This is a genomic window from Virgibacillus sp., from assembly GCF_013393565.1.
Lineage (GTDB): Bacteria > Bacillota > Bacilli > Bacillales > Amphibacillaceae > Virgibacillus > Virgibacillus dokdonensis.
In genome coordinates this window covers 40,457-55,869 of record NZ_JABXHF010000012.1, presented here as the reverse complement: position 1 = coordinate 55,869, position 15,413 = coordinate 40,457, and the positions used below count along the sequence as shown (strand labels likewise).

The following is a 15,413-nucleotide window of genomic DNA, read 5'->3' as shown; positions in this document are numbered from 1 at the left end:
TGATGTGGTGTTACCTCCGCTGTTACACGAATTCCAGCTCTTTTTGCATCTCGAATTATTCGTACAGACTCTTTTGTACTAACGTGACATACGTGATAATGGCAACCCGTGGCCTCTGCCAGCAGTACATCTCTAGCAATTTGCACAGACTCAGCTAGAGATGGAATACCAGGAACATTTAATCGTTTACTCACTTCCCCATCATGGACTACACCACCATAAACAATGGAATTATCTTCACAATGAGCAACAATTGCTTTATTTTGCGCCTTTGCAAGTTTCATTGCTTGAAGCATTAAATCAGCTGTTTGGACTCCGACACCATCGTCTGTAAACGCAAAAGTACCACCCTGCGCTAATGCAGGAATATCTGTTAGTTCTTTACCATGCAGTTGCTTCGTAATTGCCGCATAGGAAAGAACACGAACGACAGCGTCATCCTCGATTCTTTGTTGCAATTTTTGAACTGTCTCAACTTCATCAGGAACAGGATTCGTGTTTGGCATCGCACAAACAGTAGTGTATCCACCTCGAGCAGCTGCCTTCGTTCCTGTAAGAATGGTCTCCTTATGTTCACCTCCGGGCTCACGTAAATGGATGTGGACATCAACGAATCCAGGAAGAGCCAATCGTCCATTTCCGTCTATTTCCATGTCGGTCTGTTCTTCTATGGCAAAAGCTATTTTCTTTACCTTATCATTTTCAATCAGAATATCTCTTTTAACTAACTCCCCCGTAGGTAAAAGATGTTTGATGTTTTTCACTAATTTTTTCATCCATGATCCCCCATTCTTTTAGTACACTGCTCATAATTGCCATTCTTGCATAAACACCATTATTCATTTGCTTAAAAATCCTTGAGCGCTCACACTCTACTAAATCCGTATCAATTTCCACATTTCGATTTATTGGCGCCGGATGAAGAAGAATAGCATGTGATTGCATTCTTTTTTCACGTTGCTTCGTTAAGCCATATTTGTCTAAATAGCTTGTTGTTTTGTCATACGCTATTTGATGTCTTTCATGCTGAATGCGTAATAGCATAAGTACATCCGTCATCTCTACGGCTTCGTCCATAGATATATAAGGAAACGGCAGCGCATAGTCTTTGCACCCTTCAGCGGCAGTTAAATACACATTGGCACCCATTTTTTGTAACGTATACGCATTCGATTTGGCTACGCGGCTATGTGAAATATCCCCCGCAATGGCTATTTTTATTCCTTTAAATCGATGAAACTCTTGATAAATCGTTAGTAAATCTAATAAACATTGCGTTGGATGTTCTTTCTTCCCTGCTCCTGCGTTAATGATTGGAATGGATAAATTACCCCTTAGTTCATCCATCCAACAATCATCCTGATGGCGAATAATTAACAGATTGGCACCAATAGCCTCAAACGTTTTAGCTGTATCGTATAGCGACTCTCCTTTTTGCGTACTAGAAAACTCCTTATTAAAGTCTAGAATATCCAACCCTAATTTGCGCTGTGCAACGTTAAAGCTCATCTTTGTCCGAGTACTCGGTTCAAAGAATAAATTTGCTGCAAATAGTTGCTGATCGATATGAAATGAAGATTCACGATAATGCTCCGCTAATTGTAAAAAACTCATAATTTCCGTTTCTGTCCAGTCATCTAATGAAATAAAATGTCGCACCATTTTTCTTCACTCCTTTTGTTATATTTGAAACAAACTTTGTTGTTTTTTAAGCAATTAGTAGTGATATTTTATTTTGAATCCTTTTGAACAAACAATTAGTGTAGATTAAAGGCGTAAGCGTCCGTTTAGCAACGTAGCGAATGGAACGAATCAACTAAAGATTTAGGAATCATGCCCCTGCAAATGGGGTATACCGACGTCGTGCGGCAAGCCCGTTTTTAGTCGGTCTTCCTCTTAGCGACGAAATGATGAGATGATGACTTATCGTAGGGAATTCGTGAAGTCACCTCGTTGCTGGGCGATGGAGACGGACGTGGCTGTTCGGTTATTTCCATGTTCACCAGCACCTCACTTTAACTTCCTTATCTTTTTTTCTTGTCGCCACGTCTTATGGCGAATGCTGTAGTTTTTCTTATCTAAACCTTTAAACTTTCATACTTTCCTATAGTATAAAAAAACCTCTTTGCGCTAAAAGGTCGCAAAGAGGTAAACGTGTAGTGTATACACGTATTATCTTGGACAACCTTTCAGATCTCTCGTACCTGATTAAAGGTTTAGTCAAAATGTTTATTTTTCGTATATAGAAACTGTGTCTGCAGTCCCATCAATTTCTTCAAGCTTTACCATAATGATTTCTTTTTCGGAGGTAGGGATATTCTTTCCTACATAGTCAGCGCGTATTGGAAGCTCACGATGGCCTCTGTCAACCAAAACACCTAATTGAATTTGTGCTGGTCTTCCAATATCCATAACCGCATCCATTGCTGCCCGTACAGTTCTTCCTGTATATAGAACATCATCAATTAATACTACTTTTTTGCCATTGATATCCGTTGAAATGTGAGTTGCCTTTAGATCTGGATCTTCTCCTTCAATCGCTTTATCCAAGTCATCTCGGTATAATGTAATATCAAGATCACCGACTGGCACTTCCATGTTTTCAATTTGGTTAATCTTTTTTTGCAAACGTTTCGTGATTGGTACACCTCGTGTTTTTATACCAACAAGGACCAAATCTTCTCCGCCCTTATTTTTCTCTAATATTTCATGGGCAATTCTCGTTAACGCTCGATTAATTGCTGATGCATCAAGTAAATCTGCTTTTTTCTTCATCTTTTTCACCGTCCCATTTTAATTAGTTGTTTCCACTCCATACTGCTTTTCTCATTCGGGACTCAATATGCTCCGAGTATGACGACGACATACAAAAAGCCCTTTTATCCATGAGGAAAAAGGGCCTACTGTTCTAGAGTCATTCCGTAACCTTTTTAGCCTCACTGGACTATGTTTTAAAGGAGCTATTTAATTCTTCTTTGTAAGTATGGCAAATTACGTTTCATTTGTCAATACATTTTTTGAATATAAACAAGCAAATCCTGAAAATAAATCGGTAAATCTGTAGTAAAATGCATTTCTTCATTCTGGATTGGATGGTTAAAGCGTAGCTCTTTGGCATGCAATACTTGCCCATTTGTAGGCAATGTTTTTCTTGGGCCATATTTAGGATCTCCTACAATCGGATAACCGATATACTTCATATGAACACGTATTTGATGCGTTCTTCCTGTCTCTAATTGACATTCCACATGAGAAAAATCTTGGTAAGATTGAAGGACGCGGAAATGCGTGATAGCTTGCTTACCATTGTCAACAACAGCCATTTTTTGCCTATCTTTCGGGTCTCTGCCAATGGGAGCTTCTATTAATCCTTTTTCATGAGGAATTTGCCCGTGCACAATGGCTTGATATGTTCGCTTCATTGTTTTTTGAACTAACTGATTAGCCAACTGTTGATGCGCCTCATCATGCTTTGCTACTACAAGTAATCCACTCGTATCCTTGTCAAGCCGATGAACGATGCCGGGCCTTTCTACTCCATTTATTCCAGATAAATCGGTACAATGATAAAGTAAAGCATGCACTAACGTCCCACTCTGATGACCAGCAGAAGGATGGACAACCATCCCCTTAGGTTTATTTACGACTAAAATATCCTTATCTTCATAAACAATATCCAAATCAATGGCTTCTGGTATTAATGATAAAGGTTGTGTCTCTGGAACCATCCATTCAATCCGATCACCCTGCTGACATTTATAATTTGGTTTTATGCATGCACCATTTACCGTAACATAAGCTTCTTCAATCCATGATTGTACACGTGAACGAGAAACATTATTATTTTGCTCGGCTAACAACTTATCAACGCGTGTTTTATGCTCATGTTCACCAACAATATATTTATTCTTTGTCATGATGCTATTTTCCCTTTCTTTCGTTCTTCAAGAAACATAGTAATGATTATGAAAAAAACGCCTACGACTAAACTGGCATCTGCTATATTAAAAATCGGGAAATCATAACCAAGGATAATAAAGTCAAAAAAATCGACTACCTCTTTGCGAAACAAGCGATCAATAAAGTTACCAATCGCACCTCCCAATACAAAACTTAATGCTATTCCTAATAGTTTACTCTCTTTTGCATATGCTTGTATGTAATAGACAACGACAGCTACAACAATCACCGTAACAATATAAAAGAAGGTCATTTGTCCTTCTAGTATTCCCCAAGCAGCCCCTATATTACGATGGGAAGTAATGTAGAAGAAATTCTCTATCAGGGTGATCTGCTCTCCCAATTCCATTCTCGTCACTATTAGCCATTTACTAGCCTGATCAAGTACAATAATTAATAGTGCAATTATATAATACCAATACATGTTCTTTCCTCCGAAATTTTGTTTTAAACTTTAGTTTAATGGTAAACGTTACAAGCAAAAATAGCAATATATTTACGACTTTCGTACTGGTGTAAAAAAGGTTAAACCCCCGAGAAGGAGTTTAACCTTTTTTATATTAAATCGATGTAAGGTTTTTCACTACATCTGCACAACGGGTACAAAGTGTTGGGTGTTCTGCGTCTTCTCCAACGGTATTGGAGGCAACCCAGCAACGCTCACATTTTTCTCCAGGATGCTTCTCTACATACACATCGACATGCGTATACACCTTAGCATGCTCGCTTGTTTCCGCTAGGTTTACTTCTGAAACAATAAAGTACTGGTGAAGATGACCCATCGCTTGTAATACTTCTTTGGTTTTTACATCTTTTGAAATGATCGTTAATTTAGCTTCTAATGATTTACCAATCACTTTTTCATTTCTTGCTTCTTCTAAAGCTTTCAAGACATCATCACGAACAAGCATAAAATGATCCCATTTTTCAGCTACTTCATTCCATTCATTCATTTCATCTGGTTCCGGCATATCTGTTAACTGAACCCAATCTGCTTCTGTTTCAGGAATATACTCCCACACTTCTTCTGCAGTATGTGGAATGATAGGTGTCAATAACTTAACAATCGCTGTTAATATTTCATAATAACCTGTTTGAATACTTCGTCTACGCTTATTATCCGCTTGTTCAATGTAAAGTATATCTTTAGCAAAGTCCAAATAAAATGAGCTTAAATCAACAGCACAGAAATTATGAATTTGATGGAAAATTGGTGAAAACTCATAGTTGTCATAATTTTCCCTTACGCCGGCAACTAATTTCTTCAACCGATGTAGCATGTATTGATCTACTTCTTCCAAATCAGCATATGGAACACGATCCGTTGATGGTTGAAAATCACTAAGGTTTGCAAGCATAAAACGAATCGTATTACGAATTTTACGATATGCTTCTGAGATTTGTTTTAAAATGTCATCTGAAATACGAACATCTGCTTGATAATCTACAGATGATACCCACAGACGTAAAATATCAGCACCAAGCTGCTTCTGCACTTTAGTAGGTTGAATGACATTTCCTAAAGATTTACTCATTTTACGACCATCACCATCAAGTGCAAAGCCATGACTAATTACCGATTTATATGGCGCTTTTCCTGTCACAGCTACAGATGTGGATAAGGACGAGTTAAACCAACCACGATATTGATCGCTTCCTTCTAAATATACATCCGCTGGACGATGATGATCATCTCTACCAATTAATACAGCTTCATGAGAAGAACCAGAGTCAAACCAAACGTCCATAATATCCATTTCCTTTGTAAAAATGCCGTTTGGACTATTCTCTGAGGTGAACCCTTTTGGTAATAAATCTTTTGCTTCCCATTCAAACCAAATATTTGACCCATGCTCTTTAAACAGTTCGGATACATGGCTAATCGTTTCATCTGTGATAATTGGCGTACGATCTTCCCCATAAAAAACCGGAATTGGAACACCCCAAGCACGTTGTCTGGATATACACCAATCTTCACGATCTCTTACCATGTTATATAATCTTGTCTCTCCCCACTGTGGGTACCATTGAATATTTTTAATTTCTTCTAAAATAGTTTGGCGAAAGTCTTTAATGGACGCAAACCATTGTGACGTTGCTCGGAAAATAGTTGGTTTCTTCGTCCGCCAGTCATGCGGATAAGAATGGGTAATAAATTGTAATTTTAACAGAGCCCCAGTTTCTTCTAACTTTTCCGTAATCAGTTTATTCGCCTTATCATAGAAAAGCCCAGTAAATCCTGGTGCTTCGTCTGTAAACACCCCTTTTTCATCAACAGGACATAAAGCATCAATACCGTACTTTTTCGCTACATAAAAGTCTTCTTCCCCATGTCCAGGAGCATTGTGTACACAGCCTGTTCCAGTATCCGTAGTAACGTGATCACCAAGCATCACAAGCGAAGATCGATCGTAAAATGGGTGTTTCGTTAAAATATGTTCCGCTTGTTCACCACGAAATGTTTTTTCTATTTGATAAGCTTCCCACCCTAGCTCTTCAGCTACGGTTTCTAACAATGCATGTGCGATAACATACCTTTCTTTATCTACTGCTACAACAATGTACTCCAATTCTGGATGTAAACTAATTCCTAAGTTAGCAGGAATCGTCCAAGGCGTAGTTGTCCAAATAATCAACTTGTCTCCTGCATTTAGCAGTCCTTTCCCATCCGTTACTTCAAAGGCAACGTAAATAGACGGAGATCGTTTATCATGGTATTCTATCTCAGCTTCGGCTAAAGCAGACTCTGAAGAAGGTGACCAATAAACTGGCTTAAGTCCTTTATAAATATAGCCTTTTTTAGCCATCTCTCCAAACACTTTTATTTGTGCTGCTTCATAATCCTTTGTTAACGTAATATATGGGTTGTTCCAATCCCCGCGAATTCCTAATGTTTTAAATTGATTACGCTGATTATCCACCTGCTTTAACGCGTATTCTTCACAGAGCTTACGAAATTCAGCAATGCTTAACGCTTTACGATTGATTTTTTTCTTCTTTGTCAATGCTGTTTCAATAGGCAATCCATGTGTATCCCAACCAGGAACATATGGTGCGTAATAGCCACTCATAGACTTATATCTAATAATAAAATCTTTTAAGATTTTGTTCAATGCATGACCGATATGCAAATCCCCATTCGCATATGGTGGTCCATCATGCAAAATAAACGTTGGGCGTCCTTTTGTCCGTTCCAAGCTTTTTTCATATAGTTTGTTTTCGTCCCAATCTGCTTGTCGATTTGGCTCTTTATTTGGTAAATTACCACGCATTGGAAACGCGGTTTTCGGCATTAATAATGTTTCTTTATATTCCATTATTGCCTTCCTCCTTTAAGGTGTTGTTATTAAATGCTTCATCATACTTTTAATTATGAAGTCATTCACATCGTGACCCAATATCAGACAAACTTGGATTATAAAACTTCATTTTTCCACGAAATTGTCTGCTTTTCTAAACAAAAAAATCCTCTCAATCCCTCAAGGGACGAGAAGACTCGCGGTACCACCCTTATAAATATGGGAAATACTCTCCATATTCACTCGACATCGATAACGGGAATAACCGGTCATTATTACTATTTGTTCATAACGACAACTCAAGAGTGATTTTCTAAAAGTCCGACTGTATCAGGCTCCCACCATCCGCTGACTCGCTAAATCAGTTCATGCTTTTATACTCTCTCTTTCCATGCTTTGTTGTATTCTTATTTAAGTTTAATATATAATGAGCACTTCATCGAACAGAAAAACAGTTCTGTGTATGAATTATATGTAAAAAATAAAAAACCGTCAAGATTTACGTTTCGCTTTCTTCCAATTCAAGGTCCTCTCCTAGCTCTGAATCAAATAATTGATCCCAATCATCTGTTTCAATCATATCTAACTGCGCTTCTACAAGCATTTTCAGACGAGTTCGAAAAACTTTCGCCTGCTTCTTTAATTCTTCTACATCCATAGATATACGACGAGACTTTGTTAAAGCCTCATTAATAATTCGATCTGCATTTTTTTCTGCTTCTTTAATAATTAACTTAGATTCTTTTGAAGCATTTCCTTTTAGTTCTTCTGCGGTTTCTTGCGCAATTAGAATAGATTTATTAAGCGTCTCCTCAATATTGGTAAAATGTCCTATTTTTTGATTCAATTGATTTACTTGTTCTTGCAGATCATTTTTTTCCCTAATTACCATTTCATAATCTTTAATCACTTGATCAAGGAATTCATTTACTTCATCTTCATCATAACCTTTCCACTTTTTAGTGAATTCTTTGTTATGAATATCGAGTGGTGTTAATGGCACGATCGCCACCTCCTATTTACTATATCTCATTTACCTTTACCTTTTACACAATGTACATTGCTAAAATAACGATTCGTTCAAATAAAAAACTTCACTTCAACCATGATCTTTCGTTCACTAATGTTTATTATACACTATTCATTTCAACAAAAACTACTTAATTCCTGCAAAATTTTATAGAAAGCTACACTTATTTCTATATTTAATGGCATAATAAAGAAATTTTAGCATGACATCTTACATAGAAATCAAGAGGTTGTGTCTCATTTTAATCGTGCTAATGTAATTTTTTGCTTATCTTTTTTTGATCGGCCTCGCACATTTACTAATTTACTCCTTCCTTTTCCTCGCAATGAAAGGACATCTCCTGCTTGGAGCGTAAATGACACATCATCTACAAGTTTATAATTTACTTTAACCGATAGCTTTTTAATATATTCAGTTGCTTCTTTTCTCGATAAACGATAAGCTTCCTTCACCACAACATCGAGTCTTAATGAAGAAACAGTTGTTTCTTGTTCTAGCCAAATAGGTTCTCTTATGTTCCATTCATTTAAGGGACGTTCTTCCAACTTGACAGAGGCATGCTTTATCTTAGTTAAGTGAGACTTTACATAGAGGGCTATTTCTGAAGCAACTACCAATTGAACGAGTCCATTGTCTACCACAATATCCCCTAGTATCTGTCGTTTTAAACCGAGCGACAGGCAAGCTCCCATTACATCACGATGGGATAAATGTATGAATTTATCAGGAAAATGGCCTTCGAGTAAGGTTAATCCCGTATCCACCGCTTGTATATCTTCATATAATGGTGCAATCACAGCCCGCTTGCGTTCGGCAAATTTATGACCACCATTAAACAACAAGTTAACATCACTATCCTTCGTCGAAATAAGTATGGTAACTAGCTGTTGCTCTCGAGGGTCAAGGAAGTTAGTCAACTTAGGTTGATACGTTCGTTCTACTTGCTCTTTCCAAGACAGAATCTGATCAATAAAAGCTTCTTCCTCTTTACGAAAATGTTGATATAATTCCATCATCGAAACTCCTAAACAAATATCATAAAAATAGTTCACGAAAAATAGTCGCAATTCCACTTTCAGATTGCATTCACCATTTCACGAGTAGCTTAGATTAACATCCAATACAATTGCTGTAAACCGCCTTGAGCAAATCTTAAAACAATGATCGCAACAATTGGAGAAAAATCTATCATTCCTAGTGGTGGTATAAATTTACGAAACACTTCTAAATATGGTTCACAAATTTTAGTCAAAACTTCACCGAATGCCGATTCACGAGCGCCTGGAAACCAGGACATGAATATATAAATAATTAATGCAAATGTATAAACCGTAAAAGCCATATTTATTATTTGAAAAATTTCTTGCATGTATCCATTACCATCCTTTACCGTATTCTTCTTCAAGTGTATCTGTAATGGAACCAGTAACATTCACATTATCAGGTGTACATAGGAATGTTTTTGCTCCAAGTTTTTGAATGTCTCCGTTAACAGCATACACCGTTCCGCTTAAAAAATCGACGATGCGCATTGCCTGTTGGTTCTCCATGCGTTGTAAATTAATTACCACTGCACGACGGTTCACAATATTATCAGCAATTTCCTGTGCCTCGCTATACGTTCTTGGCTCACATAAAACAACTTTAGAAGTTGGATTATTCACACTTGTAAGGTTTACTACGTTTTTAGGTTTGTCTTTTGGTAGTGCTTGCTCAGCCTCAAACTGGTCAGCATCTACATATTCGTATTCATATTCATCTTCCATTGTGAAATAATTCTTCAGCTTATTTTTTATACTCATTACCTCACCCCACTAAGTTTGTACCAACTCGTATATGAGTAGCACCTTCTTCCACAGCAATTGTATAATCATTACTCATCCCCATAGACAAAAAGTTACAAGGAGCGTGTATCAAATTTTGCATTTGAATGTCATTACGTAATGTAGCTAAATGACGAAAAATACTTCTCAATCTTGCCTCATCTTTAATATGTGGTGCCATAGTCATCAAGCCAATTACCCGTATTTTTGAATACGTTTTTAAGTTTTCAATAAAGGTAAATAACTGTTCAGGACGCACACCATGTTTTGATTCTTCTCCACTAACATTTACTTGAATAAAACAGTCAATCTGTTTATTGGCTCGTTTCTCAATTTCTTTCGCTAAAGAAATCCGATCTAACGAATGCAATACATCAATATGGTTAATGACATCTTTCACTTTTCTTGACTGTAACGTTCCAATGAAATGCCAATTAGCTCGACCATGAAAATGGTTATATTTTTCTAAAAAGCCTTCCAAACGGTTTTCTCCAAGATCAGTAATCCCTGCTTGTAGCGTTTCTTCTGCTCGCTCTATTGTAACATATTTCGTCACTGCTATGATGGTAATATCCTCTTTTTTTCGCTGACATGCCTGACAAGCATGCGCAATATTTTCCTGAATCGTTTGTAAATTGCTTGCTACGTCCATTGTTGCTTATTCTCTCCTCTCATGTTGTCATGGTAAAAAGCCAATAAAACCTAACATTCGCCCTGTTTCCCCATGATCTCTGCGATGTGAGAAAAAAAGTGTTTCATCGCGATATGTGCAGTAATTTGTTACATCTATATTATTACGTAATACCCCTGATTGTAAAAGGATATCTACATTTAATTGTTTCAAATCTAGTAAGTAACGGTTTTCTGCCTTTGTATCAACTACGTTTGCTTTAAAAATTGTGGGGATTTGATTTACTACATGTGCATCCACTTCATAACACATTTTCGAAATGCATGGTCCTACGGTAACAAGTAAATTTTCTCTCTCAACTCCATATCGTTGTAACTTTTCGACCATATGCTTGGCCATTTGGTGAACCGTTCCTTTCCATCCAGCATGAGCAATTCCAATAAAAGATGTTACAGGATCATAAAAATATAGTGGGACACAGTCTGCAAAAAAAGCCGATAACATGATATTAGAGTGATTAGTAATGAGACCGTCAACTCCCTTTATGGCAGAATGATAATTTTGAGCACCTTTTCCCTTATCTGATGGACGAACAAAATGAATATTTGTTTGATGTACTTGCTGGCCACATACCCAGTTCTCCAAAGGGAATCGAACATTACGTGCAATACGTTCCCTGTTCAATAATACATTCTTTGACAAATCGTCTACATGGAAACCGACATTTAAGGATGTATAGCTCCCATCGCTAACCCCATCTTTTTTAGTTGTAAATCCAGCTACAATTCGTTCGTTTAATCGTTGCCATTTCTCTATATGTAAATACGTTGTTTGCAATGAATGAAAGACGTCACTCAATATAGCACCTCCTATAAATCCTAATCATGATATATTTTATCATAAATTGCATTTAATTTTTAACGTCTTATGTTACATTATTTTAACTGTATGAAATGGTTAGAAAAACTTGGCTTGTTGCCAAGTCTTATGGTGAAAGCTTTTTTTCATATACTATTACCAAAAATCTTGTACTTTCCATATTGCAAGAAAAACGTTTTCTATTTTAAATTTATGTGCTTGAGTTATAATATAATGCTGGCTTTTCCGCTTCTTTTACAAGAATAACATCGGTACCAATTCGTATTATTTGTTGCCAGTCAATCACTAATTCCTCGGATTTTCCAAATAGACCGCCTTTCTTATCCCTTGGAATAACAATAATAGCAGCTATTTTCCCCAACTTTGTATCTATTTCTAAATCATGTATATGACCAAGTTTCCTTCCACTATCCATAATAATAACCTCTTTTACTTGCAGTTCTGATAACCTAACCATCTTTCCACCTCTCTCAACATGCTTTTTTTCATCAGTTCAACAACCTCTAATAATTATATATATGCTAAATCAATGCATTCTTTCTTTATTTCTTATTTAAATCTGTACATTTATTACTGAATGAGAAAGAAGTCTACCACATGAGAAAGACTTGACATATCGCCAAGCCTTTAGAGAAAAAGCTGCAGTTTCTCTTACACCTAAGTTTTTCTATTATGCAAAAAAATAGAAGAGAGATCAAGTTTATCTTCTCTTCTACTTTTTTAATATTATAAAGTTACCGCAAGCCCCTTCATAAGCTGATAATGAGCGTCGTTAAATAGTGTCAACAGCACGATGTTCAGATTGTTGAGGAGGACTTTAGGTTACACCCTTCTTTCGGATTAACAAACCATCATGGTTTGAACCCCCATGAAAGAACAGTTCTATTCAAACATTTCATTGTTCATTTGTTTAATAGCTGCCTTTTCCAACCGAGACACTTGGGCTTGTGAGATTCCTATTTCATCAGCAACTTCCATTTGCGTCTTTCCTTGAAAAAAGCGCTTGTTTAAAATCATTTTTTCTCGATCATTTAATTGGTGCATCCCTTCCTTTAAAGATAATTTGTCCAGCCAAGTGGAGTCTTTTTCCTTGTCATCACTTATTTGATCCATGACATAGATAGGATCCCCACCATCATTATATATTGGTTCAAACAAAGATACAGGGTCTTGAATCGCATCTAAAGCAAAAACGACTTCTCCGTGGGGAATCCCCAATTCTTCTGCTATTTCCATTGGAGTTGGTTCTTTTGAAGTCTTGCTTATTAAATTTTCTCTCACCTGCAATGCTTTATACGCAATATCACGTAAGGATCTTGATACACGAATGGGATTATTATCTCGTAAGTATCTTCTGATTTCCCCAATAATCATCGGAACAGCATAAGTGGAAAATCTAACATTATGGGATAAATCAAAATTATCAATGGATTTCATTAATCCGATGCAGCCCACTTGAAACAAATCATCAACGTATTCTCCTCGATTATTAAACCGTTGTATTACACTTAGAACTAGTCTTAGATTTCCATTTACCAACTCTTCACGAGCAGCTAAATCATCTTCCTCCTGCATTTTTTTAAACAGTTTCCGCATTTCTTCGTTCTTTAATACGGGTAATTTTGATGTATCAACACCACATATTTCAACCTTATGTCTCGTCATTTATGTTCAACCCTCCCAGTTGGTGATGCTGTTCATGGACAGTATCTCCGTAATAGAGGGTTTTTATGCAATTCGTTATCTTAAATTCATGATGAAAAAACATGAAAACTTACCAACACAAGGTTAAACCATTTTATTAAATTCTTTTTTTAATCGTCGAATTATTTTTTTCTCCAATCTGGATATATAGGATTGGGAAATTCCTAACATATTGGCTACATCTTTTTGTGTTTTTTCTTCTTCACCAATAAGTCCAAAACGCAATTCCATAATTTGTTTTTCACGAGGGTTAAGCTGTGATAAGGCGTTTTTTAACAAATGCTTATCTACATTCGTTTCTAAATCTCGGGTTATAATATCTTCATCCGTCCCTAAAACATCAGAAAGCAATAATTCATTTCCGTCCCAATCTATATTCAATGGCTCATCAAAAGAAACTTCTGATTTTAATTTATTATTTCGTCGTAAATACATGAGAATTTCATTTTCAATGCAGCGAGATGCATACGTTGCCAATTTTATCTTTTTTTCTGGATTAAAGGTATTAACAGCTTTAATAAGACCGATTGTACCTATGCTAATTAAATCTTCAATATTAATTCCCGTGTTTTCAAATTTTCTAGCTATATAAACGACTAAACGTAAATTACGCTCTATTAAGATGGCTCTAGCCGATTTATCCCCTTTAGGCAATAAAGCTAATAATTCCTGCTCCTCCTCTTTAGACAAAGGTGGAGGTAGTGCTTCGCTACCACCAATGTAATAAATCTCTTCTGATTTTATACGTAGCTTTACTAATAATTTAAGCCACCATAAACGAAGACGCAATTTAGAAATTCTCAACATTTATCTCTCCTTTATGCACTATGAATGGTAGATGTTTGAATCATTCTCGGATGTAATAAACAATGATAACTTGCATCTTTTGTTAATTCTCCAAACTGAATCCCGATTAACGCTTTTTTTGTTGTAATTCGTTCTTCTCCATAGTAAATAATGATTCGTTCGGGACGTAGCGTAAATAGAAACATATTATTTCCTTCTACACCTTGATAAGGTACTATTTGTAAATATTTCTCCCACTCCGCTGGTAATGCTTCAATTTGAAAAGTATGATAGCAACGCTCCAGATCCGCCCAAGTCTGTTCAGAGAACCATTGCTTTAAAAACACTTCATCACATAGGACAACTGGTTTTTTAGTAATTGGATCGGTTAATTGATTTCCACTATCAATAAATCCTGTTGTTGAATAACTTTTTCCTTTCATTTCAATAGTTACTGGTAAAATTTGGTCATAACGAATTTTTTCTTGTACGTGCTTGTCCAAACGGCATTTTGTAAACAGCCACACTATTGGAAAACCAATTACTATAAACAACCAACTTATCGGATCACCGAAACCACTGTTATACGTTAAAAAGCCATTTGTATGCACATAAAATGGCCGTTGGAGTAAAAAGTGGATAGCCGTTAAACCACCTCCTATCGAAAAGCTTACAAAGTAAAATAATGCAAATAGCTTTACCCATCGATACTTATTTCTGTAGCCAAAGGCAACAATAATAATAATGCCAGATGCTACTATTTTCCCTGGCACACTAGTAGCAATAGATTCAGGAAAATAGATAGAAATAGGTACGGTCAAGGATGCAACGAACGCTCCAATAGCTAAACGAAGCTTTTTCGTATCATCTCTAGCCAATGCTTGGGTAAGCATTAGCAGCATAAAATCCAATAAAAAGTTCAACGCCCAAACTGCATCCAAGTAAATAGTCATATTGATTTCCCTTCAATTATCAGGAATCATCATTTTCTAGCTTTTAATAGTAAAGCTTGCCATAAAGTGAAGCTTCAATCAGTGGAGGGTTCTTTATCCCCGTAGATTGTTAGTAGCCCAGGGTATGGCCTAAGGGCCTTTGAACGAATCGGAGATCTAGGTGCTGTTATGTTCCATTTAGCTCACATCTCTAATTCTTGAAGCGGGAGTCTTACAGCACCTTATATCCGAGATAAATTATAGTGATTATAGTATAGCGAAGCAGACAAGAAAAGTCTGTCATATTCTGTATCGTATATTTGACTAATTTTCTCGAGATATTAGAAGGTTTGTCATTTATGTGTGTGA

General features: G+C 36.5%; 15 protein-coding genes, 1 pseudogene and 1 other annotated feature. All 16 genes and pseudogenes read right to left on the bottom strand.

All coding sequences use genetic code 11. The annotated features are described in order from the left end of the window. A partial coding sequence (locus HLX49_RS04095) for a dihydroorotase (RefSeq protein ID WP_296360883.1) occupies positions 1 to 776 on the bottom strand: 776 nt, incomplete at its 3' end. After that, positions 721 to 1,659 (bottom strand): aspartate carbamoyltransferase catalytic subunit, encoded by a 939-nt coding sequence (locus HLX49_RS04090; RefSeq protein ID WP_296360887.1) that lies wholly within the window; start codon positions 1,657 to 1,659, stop codon positions 721 to 723. The genes HLX49_RS04095 and HLX49_RS04090, both read right to left, overlap by 56 nt. A 570-nt stretch (positions 1,660 to 2,229) precedes the next feature. After that, complete coding sequence (gene pyrR / locus HLX49_RS04085) at positions 2,230 to 2,775, bottom strand: bifunctional pyr operon transcriptional regulator/uracil phosphoribosyltransferase PyrR (protein ID WP_077704281.1); 546 nt, start codon at positions 2,773 to 2,775, stop codon at positions 2,230 to 2,232. Positions 2,776 to 3,005: 230 nt separating this feature from the next. Then, entirely contained in the window at positions 3,006 to 3,917 is a 912-nt protein-coding gene (locus HLX49_RS04080; protein ID WP_077704284.1) for an RluA family pseudouridine synthase, read from the bottom strand. Further along, a pseudogene (lspA, locus tag HLX49_RS04075) lies at positions 3,914 to 4,393 on the bottom strand (signal peptidase II); the annotation flags it as partial. The pseudogene lspA and the gene HLX49_RS04080, both read right to left, overlap by 4 nt. Positions 4,394 to 4,520: 127 nt before the next feature. Next, on the bottom strand, positions 4,521 to 7,277 hold the full coding sequence (gene ileS, locus HLX49_RS04070) for an isoleucine--tRNA ligase (RefSeq protein WP_077704289.1): 2,757 nt from the start codon (positions 7,275 to 7,277) through the stop codon (positions 4,521 to 4,523). A 162-nt stretch (positions 7,278 to 7,439) separates the two neighbouring features. Then, positions 7,440 to 7,660: a binding site (T-box leader), on the bottom strand. A gap of 98 nt (positions 7,661 to 7,758) precedes the next feature. Then, on the bottom strand, positions 7,759 to 8,262 hold the full coding sequence (locus HLX49_RS04065) for a DivIVA domain-containing protein (protein WP_077704292.1): 504 nt from the start codon (positions 8,260 to 8,262) through the stop codon (positions 7,759 to 7,761). A 263-nt stretch (positions 8,263 to 8,525) separates the two neighbouring features. Beyond that, positions 8,526 to 9,305: a YlmH family RNA-binding protein gene (locus tag HLX49_RS04060; RefSeq protein WP_367112722.1), complete on the bottom strand. Its 780-nt coding sequence runs from the start codon at positions 9,303 to 9,305 to the stop codon at positions 8,526 to 8,528. Between the two features lie 89 nt (positions 9,306 to 9,394). Then, positions 9,395 to 9,658, bottom strand: coding sequence for a YggT family protein (locus tag HLX49_RS04055; protein ID WP_077704299.1), 264 nt, complete (start codon positions 9,656 to 9,658; stop codon positions 9,395 to 9,397). Between the two features lie 7 nt (positions 9,659 to 9,665). Further along, positions 9,666 to 10,091 carry a cell division protein SepF gene (locus tag HLX49_RS04050; RefSeq protein ID WP_077704302.1) on the bottom strand — a complete coding sequence of 142 codons (426 nt, stop codon included), beginning with the start codon at positions 10,089 to 10,091 and terminating at the stop codon, positions 9,666 to 9,668. A 4-nt stretch (positions 10,092 to 10,095) separates the two neighbouring features. Next, a complete protein-coding gene (locus HLX49_RS04045; RefSeq protein WP_077704305.1) occupies positions 10,096 to 10,764 on the bottom strand; it encodes a YggS family pyridoxal phosphate-dependent enzyme in 669 nt (222 codons plus the stop codon). A gap of 27 nt (positions 10,765 to 10,791) precedes the next feature. After that, positions 10,792 to 11,601: a peptidoglycan editing factor PgeF gene (pgeF, locus tag HLX49_RS04040; RefSeq protein WP_077704308.1), complete on the bottom strand. Its 810-nt coding sequence runs from the start codon at positions 11,599 to 11,601 to the stop codon at positions 10,792 to 10,794. 211 nt (positions 11,602 to 11,812) lie between these two features. Continuing rightward, positions 11,813 to 12,079, bottom strand: coding sequence for a YlmC/YmxH family sporulation protein (locus HLX49_RS04035; RefSeq protein WP_101934038.1), 267 nt, complete (start codon positions 12,077 to 12,079; stop codon positions 11,813 to 11,815). A gap of 425 nt (positions 12,080 to 12,504) precedes the next feature. Then, on the bottom strand, positions 12,505 to 13,287 hold the full coding sequence (sigG, locus tag HLX49_RS04030; protein ID WP_077704314.1) for an RNA polymerase sporulation sigma factor SigG: 783 nt from the start codon (positions 13,285 to 13,287) through the stop codon (positions 12,505 to 12,507). Positions 13,288 to 13,410: 123 nt separating this feature from the next. Beyond that, complete coding sequence (sigE, locus tag HLX49_RS04025; RefSeq protein ID WP_073005714.1) at positions 13,411 to 14,130, bottom strand: RNA polymerase sporulation sigma factor SigE; 720 nt, start codon at positions 14,128 to 14,130, stop codon at positions 13,411 to 13,413. 14 nt (positions 14,131 to 14,144) lie between these two features. Next, the gene (gene spoIIGA, locus HLX49_RS04020) at positions 14,145 to 15,065 is read right to left on the bottom strand and encodes a sigma-E processing peptidase SpoIIGA (RefSeq protein ID WP_296360882.1); all 921 of its coding nucleotides are present in this window, start codon (positions 15,063 to 15,065) and stop codon (positions 14,145 to 14,147) included. Positions 15,066 to 15,413 lie beyond the last annotated feature (348 nt).